Origin of the sequence: Halorubrum miltondacostae, from assembly GCF_041379815.1 — an archaeon.
GTDB classification, from domain to species: domain Archaea; phylum Halobacteriota; class Halobacteria; order Halobacteriales; family Haloferacaceae; genus Halorubrum; species Halorubrum miltondacostae.
In genome coordinates this window covers 199,798-216,453 of the sequence record NZ_JBEDNY010000004.1, presented here as the reverse complement: position 1 = coordinate 216,453, position 16,656 = coordinate 199,798, and the positions used below count along the sequence as shown (strand labels likewise).

The window sequence follows — 16,656 nt, the reverse complement described above, 5'->3', positions numbered from 1 at the left end:
TCGATTAGAACGCGCTCTCGCCCACGGTCTTCCGGTACGTCGCCCGCCCGGCGTGCGCCGAGCCGTCCCACGACTCCACCTCGACGACGACCCGCGTGTTCACCGCGTCCGCCGGCGCGTCGGCGATCCGCAGCGTCGAGTCGCCGATGCGGGCGACGACCTCGTCGGGTCGGTCGCCGTCGCCGGTCACCATCACCTCGATCACGTCGCCGGCGGCGTACTCCGGCGTCGACCCGCGGAACGACCAGCCCGCGAGGAACTTGTCGAAGACGCTCACGCGCGCGACACCTCCTCGGAGGCGCGGTCGGGAATGTACTCCCGCCCGAAGCCGGTGATCGCGGCGAGGATGAAGATGGCGAGGAGGAACCAGCCGTGGAAGACGTACGGTACGACCTCGATCGGGTTGACGACCATCTCGGGGCCGTACTCGGCCCCGAGCCCGTCGGGGCCGACCATCACCTGATACCCCACCAACACGCCGCCCGCCCACGGGAAGATGTAGCCGAGCGCGGAGGTGTTGGCGTCCAAGATGTTCGCGCGCCGGTAGCCGTTGATGTTGAACTTCTCGCCGATACGGGCGACGTACGGGGCGATCGCGATCTCCGCCGCGGTGTTTATCGTGATCATTCCGTTGATCGTCGCGGTGCCGAGGACCATCGTCAGCTCCGCCCGGCGGACGGTCGTCGCGACGCGGTCGAGGAGCGCCGTCTGGATCGCCTCGAAGCCGCCGCCGCGGATCATGATCTGTGCCATCGCGACGATGAGGAGGGTGAGGACGATGAGCGGGAAGAACCCGACCGCGCCGGCGTAGAGGCTGCCACCGACGCCGGCCGTCTCGCCCACCTCGACGACCGGGAGCCCGGAGAGCGCGCCGGCCTCCGTGACGGTGAACGCGACGATGTCGCTCGCGCTCGCGAGGCCGAACAGGAGGTTGAACGCGATCGCCACGAGCAGCCCCCACGAGATCGCCTCGACGATGTGGCGGCCCGCGACCGCGGTGACGATGACGGTCCCCATCGAGAGCAGGTGGACCAGCCCGAGGGCGTTCGCGGACTCGCGGAGCGCGACGGCCCCCTCAAGAGCCACGCCGGACATGACCGACCCCGCGATCAGGTACGCGGCCAGCGCGGGGACCGCAGCCGAGATGGCGTACTTGAACCGCGAGGCGACCACCCCGCCGATGTCGGCGTCCTGCGTGACCGCGCTCACGATCGTCGTGTCGCTGACCGGCGCGAGGTTGTCGCCGAACACGGCCCCGGAGAGGATGGCGGCGAACAGCAGCACCGGGTTCGCGCCGATGAGGACGCCGGCCGGGAAGAAGAGCGTCACGAACGCGACGGTCGCCCCGTACCCCGTCCCGATGCCGGTCGCGAGGAGCCCGCAGAGGACGAACGCCGCCGCGGGGAACGTCGCGGCCCCGACGTTGAGCGCGTCGGCCGCGAAGATGAGCCCCTCGACGAAGCCGCCGACCTGGAGCGTCTCGGCGAACATCCCGGCCCACAGCCACGCCACGATGGCGGTCGCGGCCACGCGTTGGGTCATCCCCTCGAAGATCGTGTCGGCGTACGCCTTCCAGTCGCCGCGGACGAGGAACATCCCGAGCGTCGTCCCGACCAGCGCGCCCACGACGAGCCCGTTGGTGTCGCCGATCCCGAGGACGCCGCTCTGGAAGATCGCCCAGCAGATGAAGAAGACGAGCGGGACCGTGCTCGCCCACTTCCCCCCGCGGAACTCGATCCGCGGGTCGTCGCTCGCTTCGTCGCCGACGCCGAACTCGCTGCCGTCCGGGGGGTCACCGCCGTCGGTCGCGGGCGGGGCCCCGGCTCTCGTCTCAGTCATTTGTCGCTCACACCCCTCCGCAGACCGACGCCCCACGTAAATCCCTGTGTCCGCTCCGTCAGACGGTATGGGGGACGGTCGCCCGACGGAGCCGCTCCGCCGCGGGACAAGAACACGCTTAAGACCCCCGACGGCGACCGTCTCAACGGGAACAGCACAGCTGTAGATCCGACTCGCCGGGGCCCTTTCGCCCGCGGCTTGGGAATGTAGCAGTGCGCCGACGCCTCCGGCGTCGCGGTCGGGCGGCCCGCTCGCGCGGGTCGTCCGGTCGGATCGCTCGTCCGCGAGCGGTCCGTAGCCGCGCCGCGCGGAGTCGCGGTCACGTTGCGGTTGTGCCGTTCCAACCAACAGACAATGGCACGAATGCACACGCGCCGTCGCGGTTCGTCCGGTTCGGACAAACCGGCGACGGACGAGACCCCGGAGTGGAGCGACGTCGACGCCGAGGACATCGAGTCCCGCGTCGTCGAACTGGCGGAGCAGGGCCACGACCCCAGCGTCATCGGCCTCAAGCTGCGCGACGAGGGCGTCAAGGGCGTCCCGGTCCCCGACGTGAAGCTGGCGACCGGCAAGAAGGTCACCGAGATCCTCGAGGAACACGACGCCGACGCCGACATCCCGGAAGACCTCCGCAACCTCATGTCGCAGGCGATCCGCCTGCGCGAGCACATGGAGGAGAACGGGCAGGACCACCAGAACAAGCGCGCGCTCCAGAACACGGAGTCGAAGATCCGCCGCCTCGCGAACTACTACCGCGGCGACGAGATCGACGAGGAGTTCACGTACACCTACGAGAACGCCGTCGAGTACCTCGAGGAGTAAGCGGCCAACGCGGCGACAGGAGATCACGACACCACCATGACCGAAGCGACGTCCGCCACGCCCGCCCCCGACGCGCTCGCCGGCGTCCTCGCAGACGCGCCGTTCGTCCGGCTCGTCGCGACCGACGACGGCGACGCGCTGGCAGCCGCGGGGCTGCTCGCGCGAGCGCTCCGAGCGGCCGGCACGCCGTTCCAGGCGCGGGTCGACCGCGATCCGGTCCCGGCGGACGTCGACGACGGCGTCGCGGTGACGGTCGGCGTCGACCGCGGCCCGCACGCGATCCCCGGGACGGGGCGACCGGCGAGCACGGCGGCCTTCGCGGTCGCCCGCGCGCTCGGCGTCGACCCCGACCCCGTGGTCGCGCTCGCCGGCGTCGTCGCGGCCGGGTCCATCCCCGGCGCCGACGGCTCCGGTGACGCGCTCGACGCCGCGGAACGCGCCGGTCGCGTCGAGCGACGGCCCGGCGTCGCGCTTCCGGTTTCGGGCGACGACGGCGCCGAGGCCACGCCCTCGCGGCCCGAGGCCCTCGCGGCCTCGACGCTCGCTCGCACGCGGTACTCCGGCGACCCCGAGGGGGCGCACGACGCACTCGCTCCCCTCGGACTGCCCGCTGACCCGGACGCCGACGACCGGCGGCGCTTCGCGTCGCTGGTCGCGGTCGACGCGGTCGACGGCGACGACGCGAGCGAGCGCTCGGCCGCGGCGGTCGAGCGCGCGCTCCGCCCGTACGCGACGGACGGCCCGTTCGAGACGGTCGGCGGCTACGCCGACGTGCTCGACGCGCTCGCTCGGGAGGCGCCCGGGACGGGCGTCGCGCTCGCGCTCGCGAGCGACCCCGACCCGTCGCTCCGGACGGCCGCGCTCGACGCTTGGCACCGCCACGGACTGGCGGCGCACCGGGCGCTCGACGACGCGACGATCGGCCGGTACGACGGCTGCGTCGTCGCCCGCGTCGACGCGGTCCCGGTGGTCCTGCCGACGGTCGCCCGGCTCGTCCGGGACTTCCGGTCGCCGGAGCCCGTCGCGGTCGCGCTCGACGAGGGCACGGGCCGGCTCGCGGCCGGAGCCACCGAACCGGTCGGGCTCGGCGACGCCTGCCGGACCGCCGCCGGCGAGGTCGGCGGCGACGGCTGGGGGACCCCCGCTCGCGGCGGGATCGCCGTCGAGACCGACGCACCCGGCGACACCGACATCACGGCGGCGCTCGCCGCGCTCCGGGAGGCGATCTGAGATGGGCGACGACGCCCCCGGAACGGCCGACGACGCCGACCGGACCGCGACGGTCCGCACCGAACACGCCGACGCCGCGACCGTCGCGGCCGCGCTCGGCCCGGACGAGACCGACTCGATGCGTACACGCGTCGACGGCGACGTCGTCGCCTGTACCGTCGCGCGACCGACGACCGGCGGGCTCCAGTCGACGCTGGACGACCACCTCGTGAACCTCCGCGTCGCGGACCGCGTCGTCGAACGCGCACGGGCACACGCCGCCCGCGACGACGCGCACTCCGACGCCGCGAACGAACCGCACTCCGACGCCACGGACGAACCGCAGACGACCGACACCGACACACACACCGACACATGAGCGAACGATCCGTATCCAAGAGCAGAGAACAGAAGCGCTGGTACTCCGTGCTGGCGCCCGAACAGTTCGACCGACAGGAGCTCGGGGAGACCCTCGCCGAGGAGCCCCAGCAGGTCGTCGGCCGCACGATCACGACGACGCTCGACGAGCTGACGGGCGACTCCAACGCGAACAACACGAAGCTGACCTTCAAGATCACCGACGTCGGCAGCGACTCGGCGTACACCGAGTTCATCAAGTACGAGCTGACGCGCGACTACCTGCGCTCGCTCGTCCGCCGCGGCGCCTCGAAGGTCGAGGCGTCGATCACGGTGCTGACGACGGACGACTACCGCATCCGCGTCCAGCCCGTCGCCCTGACCACGAAGAAGGCTGACCGGTCCCAGGAGAAGGCGATCCGGCGCGTCATGATCGACAAGGTCCACGCGGCCGCCGAGGAGCGCACCTTCGAGGCGTTCGTCGACGCGATCGTCGACGGGAACCTCTCGTCGGCCATCTACGGCGACGCCAAGGAGATCTACCCGCTGCGCCGCGTCGAGGTCCAGAAGCTGACCCTCGAAGCGCGTCCGCGCGAGGTCGCCGCAGAGGAGGAGGCGTCCGTCGACGTCGACGCCGACGAAGTCGCGGTCGACGAGTAACCGCGTCGCCCGCCGCAGGCCGTTCTCCGTTTATTCCCGCCGCCAGCGGCGGCGCCGTGGCTCACGCCTCGTCGACGCGGTCGACCATCCGGTGGCGCGCCACGGAGAACCCTAGCTTCTCGTAGAACGCCTTGGCGCGCTCGTTGCCGACGTCCACGTCGAGCGTCACGCGCTCACAGCCGCGGGCCGCGGCCGCCGCGTCGACCCGGTCGAGCAGGTCGCCGGCGACGCCCTCGCCGCGGTGCGGCTCGCGGACGTACAGCTCGCCAACGTGGAGCCGGTCGCCCGCCGCGAACACGGGCGCGGACGACGCGACGCTTGCGGCGATGTAGCCGACGAGGCGGCCGTCGTCGCCCGTTCCGCCCTCGGCGACGGCGACCCACGTCACCGCCTCGTCGTCGTCGAGCCGGTCCCGCCGGTGCTCGACGCCCGCCGCGACGAGGTCGACGTCGTCCGCGAGCGCGTTCCGCTCGGCGATCGGTTCCATCTCCCGGGCGAACGGCAGCCACAGGTCCTCGACCAGCGGTCGCACGTCCCCCTCGCGAAGCCGCCTGACCATCGGAGTCACTGGGCCTCCACCCCCATCATCATCTGCTTGCGGTAGTCCTCGAACCCCATCCGCTCGTAGAACGCTCGGGCCCGCTCGTTGTCGACGTCGACGTCGAGCCGGAGCTGTTCGCAGCCGTGGTCGTGGGCGTCGGCGACCGCGCGCTCGACGAACCGGTCGGCGAGGCCGGTGCCGCGGTACGGCTCCGCGACGTATATCTCGCCGATCACCAGCCGGTCCGGGCGGTCAAACGGGTCGGGACACTCGTCGACGCTCGTCATCAGCAGTCCGACGAGGTCGAGGCCGGGGTCGGTCACGTCGGCGGTCGCGGGGTCGACCGCGGCGCCGTCCGCGCACTCGGCGGCGGTCACGGCGATCCAGCCGCGACTCCCCACCTCGTCCAGTCGGTTCCGCGCGAACTCCACGTGTCGCTCGACGAATCGCTCCTCGGGCCAGTCCGCGAGGTCGTGGGCCGCCACGGCGTCGGCGAGGTCGCGGTTGTACGGGAGCCATAGGTCGGCCGTATACCGGCGGAGGGCGCCGTCATCGGACGGCAGGCGTCGGATCGCGGGTCGATCGGTGGACATACCCGGCGTCTCGGTCGGCGATGGAAGTGTTTTCCGGCCGCGTGCGATCCGTCCGCATCCGGCGAGAACCGGGAGACGAAACCTTGAAACGCCGCTCGCCCGACCTCACGGGTATGGAACTGCGGGTCATCGAGAAGACCGACACGGAACTCCACATCGAGATCGCGGGCGAGGATCACACGTTCATGAACGTGCTAAAGGGCGCCCTGCTGGAGTCGGACGACGTCGCGGCCGCGACCTACGACATGAACCCCGAGCAGTCCGGGGGACAGACCGAGCCCGTCCTCACGGTCAAGGCCGCCGAGGGCGACCCGCTCGACGTGCTCGCGGACGCCGCCGGCTCTATCACGGAGCGTACGGACGCGCTGCGCGACGCGGTCCGCGCGGCCTGACCCGGTCTCCTTCTCTCTCCGAGCGGTCGCGCCGCCCGAGCGCCCGCCGCTGCTCCCCGCATCTCACGAGGGGCATACCTAAGTAGCGACTCCCGAAACGGGGGTGTATGCCGCCGAGCGTACTCATGCTGGGGTGGGGGTTCCCGCCGAACATCACCGGCGGGCTCGACGTCCACGTAGGGGAACTGTTCACCGGGCTCCGCGACGAACTCGGCGTCAACGCCACGCTCGTGTTGCCGGCGGAGTTCGCCCCCGACGACGAGCCGGGGCTCGAACCCGTCGAGACCGGCGGGGGAGACGTCGCGGCCCGCGTCGGGGAGCTCTCCGATCGCTTCGCCGAGCTCGCGCCCGAGCACGACGTGATCCACACGCACGACTGGTTCGGGTACGGGCCCGGCCGCGCCGCCGCCCGGGAGTCCGACGCGACGTGGGTCTCCTCGTTCCACTCGCTGGCGAGCGACCGCAACATCGACCCGCCGAGCCGCGAGGTCGAGACCGAGCGCCGGCTCGCGAACGCCGCGGACACCAACATCGCGGTCAGCGAGCTCGTCCGCGAGGACATCCGAGAGCTGTACGACGCGGATTCGCGGGTCGTGTACAACGGCTTCTCGACGCCGACGTTCTCCGGCAAGGACGTCCGCGAGGACCTCGGCATCGACGGCGAGATGCTGTTCTTCGTCGGCCGCCACACCGACCAGAAGGGGATCTCGCACCTCCTGTACGCGACCAAGAAGCTGCGCGGCCGCGACGTGACCCTCGTCGTCGGCGGGTCGGGCCACCAGACCGAGCAGCTGAAGCGATTCGCCGAGCTCCTCGGCATCGAGGACCGCGTCGAGTTCGTCGGCTACGTCCCGGAGGCGGAGCTCGGCGACTACTACGCCGCCGCGGACGCGTTCGTCTCGCCCTCGTACGCTGAACCGTTCGGGATCACGATCACGGAGGCGCTGGAGGCGGGCACGCAGGTCGTCGCGACCCCGTCGGGCGTCGCCGAGGTGCTCCCCGACGGCTGCCTCGTCGAGGTCGAAACGGACTCGGAGTCGATCGTCGACGGGCTCATCGAGGCGCTCGACCGCGAGGAGCCGCCGGAGTACGAGCGCCGCGAGTGGCTGGACGTGGCCGAGGACACGCTCGCCGTGTACGAAGACGTCGCGTAACCCGTCCGAACCTCTTCTCCCCGAGACCTTCCTTCAGTCCCCGTCGCCCCGGAACACGTCGAACTCGCTCACCGGCTCCGGGTGCGTGACCCGGAACCCGTCCGCGGTCTCCATCACGCCGCGCGTGCTGGCGGTCGCGCCGCCGTAGGGGCTCTCCTCGCCGCCGGCGCCCGCGCCCTGGTACGGCGACGTGTACGGCGACCCGCCGACCGGGTCGTCGAACCCCTCCGGCGGGAGGTAGACCCGCTCGCCGCCCTCGGACCGCACGACGACCGCGACGTCCCTCGTCCCGGTCACGTCGATGACCGTGCGGTCCTCGGCGATCCGCGCGTCGACGTCGATGTCGGTGTCGTCCATGTAGGGGCCTGCGACGGGGAGCGGTTTAGCCCTACCGGCGGCGCGCCGGCGGTCGCGGCGCCTCGGACTCGGGCCAGCCGGCCGGTGGTGAATCCTTTTGTGCGGCCGCGCCGAATCTCGCACCGATGGACGTCAACAGCCATGCCGAGGAACTCGCCTCCGACCTCGGCGTCGACAAAGAGGAGGTCAAAGCCGACCTACAGAATCTACTGGAGTACAGCGTCCCTGTCGATGAGGCGAAACAGAGCGTCCGTCGGAAACACGGTGGCGGCGGTGGCGGGTCGACCCCGACGCCCGACGCCGTCGACGTGGACGAGATCACCACCGACCACGACGGCGTGACGGTCACCGTCCGCGTGCTGACGCAGGGGACGCGCACGATCCGGTACCAGGGCGACGACCTCACGATCCGGGAGGGAGAGATCGCCGACGAGACCGGCGTCATCTCCTACACCGCGTGGCAGGACTTCGGCTTCGAGCCGGGCGACTCGCTGACGATCGGCAACGCCGGCGTCCGCGAGTGGGAGGGGGAGCCGGAGCTGAACCTCAACGACTCGACGACGGTCGCCATCGCCGACGAGGAAGTGGATGTCGACCGCGAGGTTGGCGGCGACCGTAGCCTCGTCGACATCGCGGCGGGCGACCGCGGGCGCAACGTGGAGGTCCGCGTGCTGGAGGTCGACGAGAAGACCATCTCCGGGCGCGACGGCGAGACGGAGATCCTGGAGGGCGTCGTCGGCGACGAGACGGCGAAGCTCCCCTTCACCGACTGGCAGCCGCGCCCCGAGATCGAGGCCGGTGCGGACCTCCGGATCGAGGACGTGTACGTCCGCGAGTTCCGCGGCGTCCCCTCGATCAACCTCACCGAGTTCTCGGCGGTGACCCCCCTCCCCGACCCCGTCGAGGTTGCCGAGGACGCCCCGCGGCTGTCTGTCGCCGACGCGGTCGGCTCCGGCGGGATGTTCGACGTTGAGGTCGTCGGAAACGTGCTGGAGGTCCGCGACGGCTCCGGGCTCATCGAGCGCTGTCCGGAGTGCGGCCGCGTCGTCCAGAACGGCCAGTGTCGGAGCCACGGGGACGTCGACGGCGAGGACGACCTGCGGGTGAAGGCGATCCTCGACGACGGCACCGACACGGTCACCGTCGTCCTCGACGACGAGCTCACCGCCGAGGTGTACGGCGGCGGCCTCGACGACGCGCTCGCGGCGGCGAAGGACGCGATGGACAAGGCGGTCGTCGCCGACGACATCGCCGACTCGCTGGTCGGGCGCGCCTACCGCGTCCGCGGGAACCTCTCGGTCGACGACTACGGCGCGACCCTCGACGCGGTCGAGTTCGAGATCGCCGCCGACGACCCGGCCGCCCACGCCCGCGCCGCGCTCGCGGAGGTGGGCGAATGAGCGACGACGGCCCGGGCACGCGGGAGGTCGCCTACCGGGTGTTCGCCGCCGAGTTCGACGACGCCTCGCTGTCGTCCTCCGAGAGCGACGAGGAGCGCGCCCCGAACTACGTCGTCACGCCGACCGGCGCGCGGGTGAACCGCCTGTTCACCGCGGGCGTGCTCACCGAGGTCGAGCGCGTCAACGACGAGACGCGGCGCGGCCGCGTCGTCGACCCCTCCGGCGCGTTCGTCACCTACGCGGGCCAGTACCAGCCGGAGGCGCAGACCTTCCTCGAACGCGCCGACCCGCCGGCGTTCGTCGCGCTCACCGGCAAGGCGCGCACCTTCGAGCCCGAGGACTCCGACCGCGTCTTCACTTCCGTCCGCCCGGAGAGCCTCAACGAGGTCGACGCCGACACCCGCGACCGCTGGGTCGTCTCCGCCGCGGAGGCGACGCTCGACCGCCTCGCGGTGTTCGCGATCGCCCTCGATTCCGACTTGCGTGGCGACGACCTCCGCGCAGCACTGGAGACGGGCGGCGCGCCGGCCCCGCTGGCCGCCGGGATCCCGAGGGTGCTCGACCACTACGGCACGACCGCGGCCTACGTCGAGGCGGTCCGCCGGCTCGCGGTCGACGCGCTGGAGCTGATCGCGGGCGACCGCGACGAGGTGCGGTCGCTCGACCTCGCGCCCGACGAGGGGGACGCGACCGCGATCGGTCCGCTCCCCGACACCGACGTGACGATCGCTGAACCGGCGGCGACGCCCGAGGCCGACGCGGCCACGGCTGCGGACGTCGGCTCCGACCCGGAACCCGCCGCCGGCGAGAGCGAGGCCGAACCGACCGCTGACGCTACCCCGTCGACCGCGGATGCCGACTCGTCGGCCGGTGCCGCCGGATCGACCGCCGAGGCCGAGTCGCTGCTCGACGACGCGGCCGACACGGAGAGCGCCGGATCCGCGGAATCCTCGGAAAACGAGACGGCCGAAGCGGAGGCGACCGCGACCCCCGACACGGAATTGCTCGGCGATGCGGGCGACTCCACCGAGCCGATGGAAGAGCGTACCGCGACAGACGACAGCGTCACCACCGACGAAGGTGCCGTGGCCGACGACGGCGGCCTCGGCGACTTCGACGCCGGCGACGACGGAGACGACATCGGTGACTTCGACGCGGGCGGCGATGACGACATCGGGGACCTCGAGGCCGGGGGCGACGAGGGCGCGAGCGCCGCCCCCGATCCGGACGCCGACCCGGACGACATGTACCAGCTCGACGACGAGGAGCGCGAGGAGATCGAGTCGGAGTTCGGCACCGACTTCGCGACCGGGACCGAGGTCGACGAGCCGGGCGAGGCCGACATCGATGTCCCCGAGCCGGAGGAGATGGTCGAGGAGCCGGTCGGCGACGCCGCGGCGGCCGCGGCCGACGAGAGCGAGACCGCTGCGGTCGCGACCGGCGAGGACGACACGGTCGACTCCGCGACCCAAGCCGACGACCCGGCCGACGGCGACGCCGGAGCCGACGCGGACGCGGCGTCCGACGGCGACGCCGAGGACGTCGACCTCGAGGCCGCGGCGGTCGCGGCGATGGACGATCTCGACGACGGCGACGGCGCGCCGCGCGAGGCGGTCGTCGAGCGCGTCGCGGGCGACCACGGGGTCGAGCCCGACGCGGTCGAGGACGCCATCCAGGACGCGCTGATGAGCGGGCAGTGTTACGAGCCCGGCGACGGGCTGCTCAAGCCGATCTGATGGCGCGGGTCGAGCCGGTCGTCGGCGAGCCGGCGGCCGTGGCCGACCTCGGCGGGGAGCGCGCGCTGCTCGTCGCCGACGTTCACGCCGGCATCGAGGTCGGTTTGCGCTACGAGCGCGGCGTCGAACTCGACTCCCGGGCCGACGCCCGCCGCGAGCGCCTCTGCGGGCTCGTCGCGGAGACCGACGCCGACCGGCTCGTCGTCCTCGGCGACCTCGCGCACCGCATCTCCGCGCCGGACGGCGACGAGCGCGCGGAGCTGGAAACCCTGATCCGGGCCGTGACCGACCGCGTCCCGATGACGCTCGTCGAGGGGAACCACGACGCGGGCGTCGCGGAGGCGTTCGCGGACGACATCGACGTGATCGGGCCGACGGGCGCGACGCTGAGCGACGGCTCGGCGTCCGCCGTCGCGGTCTGTCACGGCCACACCTGGCCCGACCCCGCGCTCGTCGAGGCCGACGTGATCTGTACCGGCCACGAACACCCGCAGGTGCGGCTGGAGGACGCGGTGGGCGGCTCGCGCGTCGAGCGCGCCTGGCTCCGCGGAGCGCTCGACCCCGCGGCGTTCACCGAGTCGGGCGAAACGCCCGACCGGACGGGGGACCCCCCCGAGCTGGTCGTCTTCCCGGCGTTCAACGAGCGGTCCGGGGGGACGTGGGTGAACGTCGACGGGCAGTCGTTCCTCGCGCCGTACCTCCCCGCGGCGCTGCCCGACGCGGACGCCTACCTCCTCAATGGGACGCGGCTCGGCGACTACCGGCGAGTCTGATCGCCGATCGCCGCGGGCAACACCCGCAGTCCCCCGACCGGCGAGACAGTTTTGACCGCCGACCCGGAACCGACATCATGGTCACCGACCGCTCGCCGACCGCGATTGACGACTCCGGATGGAACTGGCTCCGGGTCAAACACGCGACCGGGTTCCCGCGGCAGGCCCGTGACGGCTACTTCCCGGAACACGGCGTGACGCGGCCGGCGGCGACGACCGAGACCGACCTCCCTCCGGTCGATGCGGAGGCGGCGTCGTCGCCTGTGGCCGACCCCGAGACCGTCCGCGACGCCGACCCGCTCGCGCTGGAGACGACCTACCTGAGCGGGAAGTGGCTCGCCGAGCGGCCGCCGGAGACGGTGGACGACATCTGGGAGGCGGTGGTCGAAGACGTCGCGGCCGGGCAGTTCTGGGACGCGAAGGTCACGACCGCCGCCGGCCGCGAGGCGTTCGGCGAGACCGACCACGCGGTGCTCGTGTTCACGCCGAACTACTTCGACCACGAGGACGTCGACCGCGTCCGGCGTCGGCTCAGGGAGGGACACGGCGTGACCGAGCCGATCCGCTACCGCCCTGACGTGTACACGCTCGACGGGGTCCACGAGGAAGTCCTCGGGGAACTCACCGATTCCGACGCGTCGCGGTTCCGGGTCTGACCGAGCAAAAACGAGACCGGGGCGGCAGGCGGACTACTCGACCGGCCGGAACCGGAACCCGTCCCAGTCCTGGCTGGCGGGCTCGCGGATGCCGGCACCGGGCTCGCGGAGCTCGTCCCCGTACACCGGCTCGACGCGGTCGCCGATCTCGACGTCGAACTGCTCGCCGCCGTCGCCGCCGTCGGTCTCTTCGGCTTCGCCGCGCTCGGCAATCTGGCCGAGCGCGCGGACCGGCGGCCCGTCGTAGCCGTCGCCCATCTCGAACTCAACGATCGCGAGGGTGTTCGGCTCGCGGACGCCCGGCGGCGTCGCGGTCGAGGTCGTCCACGTGACGACCCGCCCCTCGCGCTCGCGAAGGTCGACCGTGCCGACGCGCTCCGCGCCGTTCGGGCTCACGGTGTGTGGCGGGTGCGTGACGGTGCCGTCCGCGTACTCCGCCGCCTCGAAGGTCGGTTCGGCGCTGTCCCCCTGCCCGTCCGCGTCGGTGTCGGTCGTCTCGTGGTCGCTCATTGGCTTCCCTCCAAGATGGTGGTGGTCACGCAGTTCCCGAACCCGCCGACGTTACAGGCGAGCCCCGTGCCGGCCTCGACCTGCCGCGGCCCGGCGTCGCCCGTGACCTGCTTGAATATCTCGTACACCTGCGCGACGCCGCTGGCCCCGAGCGGGTGCCCCTTCGATTTGAGTCCGCCGGAGGTGTTGATCGGGAGCTCGCCGTCGCGGTCGGTGACGCCCTCCTCGACCGCCTTCCACCCCTCGCCCTTCTCGAAGAAGCCGAGGTCCTCGCTCTGGAGGAACTCCAGGATGGTGAACATGTCGTGGAGCTCGGCCACGTCGACATCGTCCGGACCGATCCCGGCCATCTCGTAGGCGACCTCGGAGGAGTCGACGACGCCGCCCATCGTCGTCGGGTCCGCGCGCTCGTGGACGACGTGGGTGTCGGTCGCGCCGCCGATGCCCGAGATCACGGCGTAGCTTTCCTCGGGCGCGTGCTCCTCGGCGACGGACTCCGGACAGAACACGAGCGCCGCGGAGCCGTCCGTGATCGGACAGAAGTCGTACAGCCGGAGCGGGTCGGCGACGATCGGCGAGTCGAGGACGGTGTCGAGGTCGACCTCCTTCCGGAACTGCGCGTGAGGGTTGTCCACACCGTTCTCGTGATTCTTCACCGCGACCTTGCCGAGGCTCTCGCGGGGCGCGTCGTACTCGTCGAGGTACAGGCGCGCGGTGAGCCCCGCGAACGAGGGGAGCGTCACGCCGTGTTTGTACTCGACCGGATGGGTGAGCGACGCGATCACGTCGGTCGCCTCCGACGTGGTCCGGTGGGTCATCTTCTCGCCGCCGACGAGCATCGTGAGGTCGCTCGCGCCGGAGGCGACCGACTGCCACGCGGCGTACACGCCCGCCCCGCCCGACGAGGAGGTCTGGTCGATCCGCGCGGTGTAGGCCGGCTGGGCCGCTAGGTCGTGGGCGAGCGCGTTCGGGACGCCGGTCTGTCCCTCGAACTCGCCGCTCGCCATGTTCGAGACGTACAGGTGGTCGAGGTCGTCGCCGTCGATGCCGGCGTCGTCGAGCGCGGCCGCGCCCGCCTCCGCCAGGAGCTCCCGCACCCAGGCGTCGCGCTGCCCGAACCGGGTCATCGACGCGCCGACGATCGCTACACGTTCCATACGAGCGGGTCCGTCGCGGTCGCCTAAAACGTACCTCTCTGCGGTCGGGCGTTCGAAACTCGCCCACTCTCATCGGCGACTCGTCTCGCACCGGGATCGGTATAAAAGTGGTCCGTTCCGCTCAGTCGGCCGTAGTCGGCGCGTCGTCGCGGAGCGCGTCGGACGCGTCGTCCTTGGCCGCCGCCCGCGACGCCGTCACGTCGATGAACGCCTGCCGCCGGGCGTAGAAGAAGTAGACGTACGGCACCTTCGCCAGCACGTCGAGGAAGGCGTACGTCAGCGCCGTGCCCACCGCGCCGGTGAAGGCGATTCCTGCCGGGCCCATCAGCCAGACGAACGGGTACGCGAGCCACAGCAGGCCGACGTGGTTCTTCAGTAGGCTGAACAGCCCTCGCTGCATCGGGTCGTCCGGGAGTCCGCGCGGGAAGATGACGTACAGATACGCGAACAGCGAGAGGTGGAACAGCGAGGAGACGCCGAACAGCACCCACTTGAGCGTCCCGCCGGTCGCGACCGCGGCCGCCCCGAACGCGATCATCAGCGCGTCGGCGACCATCACGCCGGCGATGGCGCGACGCGACGCGCCGGCGGCGTAGCCGATGAACCCGACCAGCAGCGGCGTGGTGACGATCCAGTCCACGTAGCGGAGGCCGACCAGTTCGCTGCCGTTGATCGTCACCGTCCCGATCCCGAGCGCCATCCCGACGTAACAGATCCCGGCGAAGCCGGGGATCGCAGCCAGCGCGGCCAGCCGGCTACGCTCTCGCGACCCCTCTAGTTTCGTGTACAGGACCGCCGTGATCCCGACGCCGACGAGGAAGGCGACCGCCGCCAGCCAGTACGCGCCGCTGACCGGGTCGGTCATCGCGCACCCCCGTCAGTCGTCGCCCGCGAGTGCGGGGTTCCGCTCCCCGCGGCCGGGGCGTCGGGCGCGGACTCTCCCTCCTCGACGGTGAACGCCGCGACGCGGTCTTGGAGGGTCGTCACGGCGTCGGTCTGGAACTCCCGCAGCGAGTCGGAGACCGCCTCGACCACCGACTGTCCCTCCTCTATCTCCGCCGCCACCTGCTCCGCCGTCTCGGCCGTCTCCGTGCTGAGGTCCGTGATGCCGTCGACGGAGCTCGCCGTGTCCTGTACGGTGTCCGCCTGGTCAGATGTCGTCCGGCGGATCTCCGCGAGCGACCCGCTGATCTCGTCGACGGAGTCCGCGATCGCCTCGATGTCGCTCAGGGTCGACTCGACCGTGTCGGTCCCGGTCTGGACGCGCTCCTGCGTCGACCGGATCGACACGGTCACCTCCTCGGTCTGGTCGGCGATGTCGTCTATCATCTTATCTATCTCGTTCGCGCGCGACTGGGTCTCCTCCGCGAGCCCCTTCACCTCCTCCGCGACCACGCTGAAGCCGTCGCCGGAGCCGTCCGCGCGGGCCGCCTCGATCGAGGCGTTCAGCGCGAGCATGTTGGTCTGTTCGGCGATCTCGCCGATGATGTCGACGATCTCGGTGATCTCCTCCATCCCGTCTTGGAGCTGCTCGACGCGGTCGACGGCCTGCTCCGCCTCCGCCTCGACCTCCGCCATCTCGTCGAGCGCGCTCTGCGAGGAGCTGCGGGCGTCGTCGCTCGTGGCCGCGACGGTCTCGCTCCGCTCAGACAGGTCGTCGACGGTCGCCGCGATCTCCTCGGCCGACGCGCTGACCGTCTCGATGTCGGCCGCGATGGACTCCAGCTCGGCGCGCTGGTCGCTCGCCTGCCCGCGGATCGACCCCGCGCTCCCCGTCGCGCTGGCGACGCGCTGCTCGACCTCGTTGCTCATCTCCGCCATCTCGCCCGCGTCGGCCTCGATCCGGTCGGCCATCTCCCGGACCGTCTCGACCGTCCCCTGGAGGTCGTCCATCATCCGGTTGAACGACTCGCCGACGGTCGCGAGGCTCTCGTCGGTCTCGTCGACGTCGACGCGGCGCGTGAGGTCGCCGGTCGCCGCCTCCTCCATCACTTCGGCGTACCGCTCGGCGGTCCGTCGGTACCGGTCCGCCATCTCTGTCGCCTCCGTCCGCGCGTCCTCCAGCTCGTCTTGCGTCCGTTCCATCTCGGCCAGTCGGTCCTTCAGCGACACGCGCATCTGCTCGATCGACCCCGCCAGCTCGCCGAACTCGTCCGTCCGGGTGGATCGTACTTCGTTGTCGATATCCCCGTTCGCGACGCGGCGGGTCTGGGCCCCGATCTCGGTGACGCTGGCGAGCGTCTCGGCCGCGTTGATCGATCCCAACGTCAGGAGTCCCGCGACGGCCGCGACGATCGTCGCGTTCGCGTCGTTGGTGACCAGCCCGACGGCGACGATGAACGCCCCTGTCGCGACGTACCCGACGCCCAACTTCGCCCCGTAGCTGTTTTTCACCGCTGTGAACGTCATATGTAATTCAATATGAGAAACCACCGTGTTAAACGGCCCCCCGCTGCTATCAGACATGATATCTGTGGCTGGCCGGGTGCCAATTCGCCCG

General features: G+C 71.6%; 19 protein-coding genes. 10 read left to right on the top strand and 9 right to left on the bottom strand.

Going from position 1 to position 16,656, the window contains the following annotated elements; genetic code table 11:
* Positions 1-4 precede the first annotated feature (4 nt).
* Both ABNG04_RS13175 and ABNG04_RS13170 read right to left on the bottom strand, forming a co-directional pair.
* A complete protein-coding gene (locus ABNG04_RS13175) occupies positions 5-277 on the bottom strand; it encodes a DUF7513 family protein (RefSeq protein WP_371162863.1) in 273 nt (90 codons plus the stop codon).
* Entirely contained in the window at positions 274-1,839 is a 1,566-nt protein-coding gene (locus ABNG04_RS13170) for a Na+/H+ antiporter NhaC family protein (protein WP_371162862.1), read from the bottom strand. Before ABNG04_RS13170 ends, ABNG04_RS13175 begins: the two co-directional genes overlap by 4 nt.
* Before the next feature lie 354 nt (positions 1,840-2,193).
* Between ABNG04_RS13170 and ABNG04_RS13165 the strand changes: the two genes are divergently transcribed.
* From ABNG04_RS13165 to ABNG04_RS13150, 4 genes are read left to right on the top strand one after another with little or no spacing between them, the layout of a single operon-like run.
* A complete protein-coding gene (locus ABNG04_RS13165; RefSeq protein ID WP_026046173.1) occupies positions 2,194-2,661 on the top strand; it encodes a 30S ribosomal protein S15 in 468 nt (155 codons plus the stop codon).
* Between the two features lie 36 nt (positions 2,662-2,697).
* Complete coding sequence (locus tag ABNG04_RS13160; RefSeq protein ID WP_371162861.1) at positions 2,698-3,891, top strand: exonuclease RecJ; 1,194 nt, start codon at positions 2,698-2,700, stop codon at positions 3,889-3,891.
* 1 nt (position 3,892) lies between these two features.
* Complete coding sequence (locus tag ABNG04_RS13155) at positions 3,893-4,249, top strand: KEOPS complex subunit Pcc1 (RefSeq protein WP_371162860.1); 357 nt, start codon at positions 3,893-3,895, stop codon at positions 4,247-4,249.
* Entirely contained in the window at positions 4,246-4,887 is a 642-nt protein-coding gene (locus ABNG04_RS13150) for a 30S ribosomal protein S3ae (RefSeq protein ID WP_006114322.1), read from the top strand. Before ABNG04_RS13155 ends, ABNG04_RS13150 begins: the two co-directional genes overlap by 4 nt.
* A gap of 61 nt (positions 4,888-4,948) precedes the next feature.
* On the opposite strand, the gene ABNG04_RS13145 is transcribed toward ABNG04_RS13150, so the two are convergent.
* Together ABNG04_RS13145 and ABNG04_RS13140 are read right to left on the bottom strand one after the other, a co-directional pair.
* On the bottom strand, positions 4,949-5,446 hold the full coding sequence (locus ABNG04_RS13145; RefSeq protein WP_371162859.1) for a GNAT family N-acetyltransferase: 498 nt from the start codon (positions 5,444-5,446) through the stop codon (positions 4,949-4,951).
* A gap of 5 nt (positions 5,447-5,451) precedes the next feature.
* On the bottom strand, positions 5,452-6,021 hold the full coding sequence (locus tag ABNG04_RS13140) for a GNAT family N-acetyltransferase (RefSeq protein ID WP_371162858.1): 570 nt from the start codon (positions 6,019-6,021) through the stop codon (positions 5,452-5,454).
* Positions 6,022-6,134: 113 nt separating this feature from the next.
* Between ABNG04_RS13140 and ABNG04_RS13135 the strand changes: the two genes are divergently transcribed.
* Positions 6,135-6,413 (top strand): DNA-directed RNA polymerase subunit L, encoded by a 279-nt coding sequence (locus ABNG04_RS13135; RefSeq protein ID WP_149797199.1) that lies wholly within the window; start codon positions 6,135-6,137, stop codon positions 6,411-6,413.
* 125 nt (positions 6,414-6,538) lie between these two features.
* A complete protein-coding gene (locus ABNG04_RS13130) occupies positions 6,539-7,567 on the top strand; it encodes a glycosyltransferase family 4 protein (protein ID WP_371162910.1) in 1,029 nt (342 codons plus the stop codon).
* 33 nt (positions 7,568-7,600) lie between these two features.
* On the opposite strand, the gene ABNG04_RS13125 is transcribed toward ABNG04_RS13130, so the two are convergent.
* Positions 7,601-7,924, bottom strand: coding sequence for a DUF7510 family protein (locus ABNG04_RS13125; protein ID WP_371162857.1), 324 nt, complete (start codon positions 7,922-7,924; stop codon positions 7,601-7,603).
* A gap of 125 nt (positions 7,925-8,049) precedes the next feature.
* Between ABNG04_RS13125 and ABNG04_RS13120 the strand changes: the two genes are divergently transcribed.
* The 4 genes from ABNG04_RS13120 to ABNG04_RS13105 all read left to right on the top strand — a co-directional run bounded on the left by ABNG04_RS13120 (position 8,050) and on the right by ABNG04_RS13105 (position 12,489).
* The gene (locus ABNG04_RS13120; protein WP_371162856.1) at positions 8,050-9,324 is read left to right on the top strand and encodes a Single-stranded DNA binding protein; all 1,275 of its coding nucleotides are present in this window, start codon (positions 8,050-8,052) and stop codon (positions 9,322-9,324) included.
* A complete protein-coding gene (locus ABNG04_RS13115) occupies positions 9,321-11,060 on the top strand; it encodes an RPA family protein (protein ID WP_371162855.1) in 1,740 nt (579 codons plus the stop codon). Before ABNG04_RS13120 ends, ABNG04_RS13115 begins: the two co-directional genes overlap by 4 nt.
* Positions 11,060-11,833 carry a metallophosphoesterase gene (locus tag ABNG04_RS13110; protein ID WP_371162854.1) on the top strand — a complete coding sequence of 258 codons (774 nt, stop codon included), beginning with the start codon at positions 11,060-11,062 and terminating at the stop codon, positions 11,831-11,833. The genes ABNG04_RS13115 and ABNG04_RS13110 overlap by 1 nt, the downstream gene beginning before the upstream one ends.
* Before the next feature lie 77 nt (positions 11,834-11,910).
* Entirely contained in the window at positions 11,911-12,489 is a 579-nt protein-coding gene (locus tag ABNG04_RS13105) for a putative phosphothreonine lyase domain-containing protein (RefSeq protein WP_371162853.1), read from the top strand.
* A 33-nt stretch (positions 12,490-12,522) separates the two neighbouring features.
* Here ABNG04_RS13105 and ABNG04_RS13100 read toward each other — a convergent pair whose 3' ends face one another.
* From ABNG04_RS13100 to ABNG04_RS13085, 4 genes are all read right to left on the bottom strand, one after another.
* Positions 12,523-12,999, bottom strand: a complete 477-nt coding sequence (locus tag ABNG04_RS13100) for a Zn-ribbon domain-containing OB-fold protein (RefSeq protein ID WP_371162852.1) — start codon at positions 12,997-12,999, stop codon at positions 12,523-12,525.
* A complete protein-coding gene (locus tag ABNG04_RS13095) occupies positions 12,996-14,156 on the bottom strand; it encodes a thiolase family protein (protein ID WP_371162851.1) in 1,161 nt (386 codons plus the stop codon). The genes ABNG04_RS13100 and ABNG04_RS13095 overlap by 4 nt, the downstream gene beginning before the upstream one ends.
* A 121-nt stretch (positions 14,157-14,277) precedes the next feature.
* Positions 14,278-15,021, bottom strand: a complete 744-nt coding sequence (locus ABNG04_RS13090; RefSeq protein WP_371162850.1) for a bacteriorhodopsin — start codon at positions 15,019-15,021, stop codon at positions 14,278-14,280.
* A complete protein-coding gene (locus ABNG04_RS13085) occupies positions 15,018-16,565 on the bottom strand; it encodes a methyl-accepting chemotaxis protein (protein WP_371162849.1) in 1,548 nt (515 codons plus the stop codon). The genes ABNG04_RS13090 and ABNG04_RS13085 overlap by 4 nt, the downstream gene beginning before the upstream one ends.
* Positions 16,566-16,656: the final 91 nt, after the last annotated feature.

Excerpts from the sequence above, each read along its gene's own strand:
- ABNG04_RS13145 (WP_371162859.1), bottom strand. The coding sequence starts at position 5,446 with ATGGTCAGGCGGCTTCGCGAGGGGGACGTGCGACCGCTGGTCGAGGAC.
- ABNG04_RS13100 (WP_371162852.1), bottom strand. The coding sequence starts at position 12,999 with ATGAGCGACCACGAGACGACCGACACCGACGCGGACGGGCAGGGGGAC.
- ABNG04_RS13095 (WP_371162851.1), bottom strand. The coding sequence starts at position 14,156 with ATGGAACGTGTAGCGATCGTCGGCGCGTCGATGACCCGGTTCGGGCAG.
- ABNG04_RS13120 (WP_371162856.1), top strand. The coding sequence starts at position 8,050 with ATGGACGTCAACAGCCATGCCGAGGAACTCGCCTCCGACCTCGGCGTC.
- ABNG04_RS13085 (WP_371162849.1), bottom strand. The coding sequence starts at position 16,565 with ATGACGTTCACAGCGGTGAAAAACAGCTACGGGGCGAAGTTGGGCGTC.
- ABNG04_RS13135 (WP_149797199.1), top strand. The coding sequence starts at position 6,135 with ATGGAACTGCGGGTCATCGAGAAGACCGACACGGAACTCCACATCGAG.
- ABNG04_RS13105 (WP_371162853.1), top strand. The coding sequence starts at position 11,911 with ATGGTCACCGACCGCTCGCCGACCGCGATTGACGACTCCGGATGGAAC.
- ABNG04_RS13090 (WP_371162850.1), bottom strand. The coding sequence starts at position 15,021 with ATGACCGACCCGGTCAGCGGCGCGTACTGGCTGGCGGCGGTCGCCTTC.
- ABNG04_RS13110 (WP_371162854.1), top strand. The coding sequence starts at position 11,060 with ATGGCGCGGGTCGAGCCGGTCGTCGGCGAGCCGGCGGCCGTGGCCGAC.
- ABNG04_RS13115 (WP_371162855.1), top strand. The coding sequence starts at position 9,321 with ATGAGCGACGACGGCCCGGGCACGCGGGAGGTCGCCTACCGGGTGTTC.
- ABNG04_RS13170 (WP_371162862.1), bottom strand. The coding sequence starts at position 1,839 with ATGACTGAGACGAGAGCCGGGGCCCCGCCCGCGACCGACGGCGGTGAC.
- ABNG04_RS13140 (WP_371162858.1), bottom strand. The coding sequence starts at position 6,021 with ATGTCCACCGATCGACCCGCGATCCGACGCCTGCCGTCCGATGACGGC.
- ABNG04_RS13165 (WP_026046173.1), top strand. The coding sequence starts at position 2,194 with ATGGCACGAATGCACACGCGCCGTCGCGGTTCGTCCGGTTCGGACAAA.
- ABNG04_RS13150 (WP_006114322.1), top strand. The coding sequence starts at position 4,246 with ATGAGCGAACGATCCGTATCCAAGAGCAGAGAACAGAAGCGCTGGTAC.
- ABNG04_RS13130 (WP_371162910.1), top strand. The coding sequence starts at position 6,539 with ATGCTGGGGTGGGGGTTCCCGCCGAACATCACCGGCGGGCTCGACGTC.
- ABNG04_RS13125 (WP_371162857.1), bottom strand. The coding sequence starts at position 7,924 with ATGGACGACACCGACATCGACGTCGACGCGCGGATCGCCGAGGACCGC.
- ABNG04_RS13155 (WP_371162860.1), top strand. The coding sequence starts at position 3,893 with ATGGGCGACGACGCCCCCGGAACGGCCGACGACGCCGACCGGACCGCG.
- ABNG04_RS13160 (WP_371162861.1), top strand. The coding sequence starts at position 2,698 with ATGACCGAAGCGACGTCCGCCACGCCCGCCCCCGACGCGCTCGCCGGC.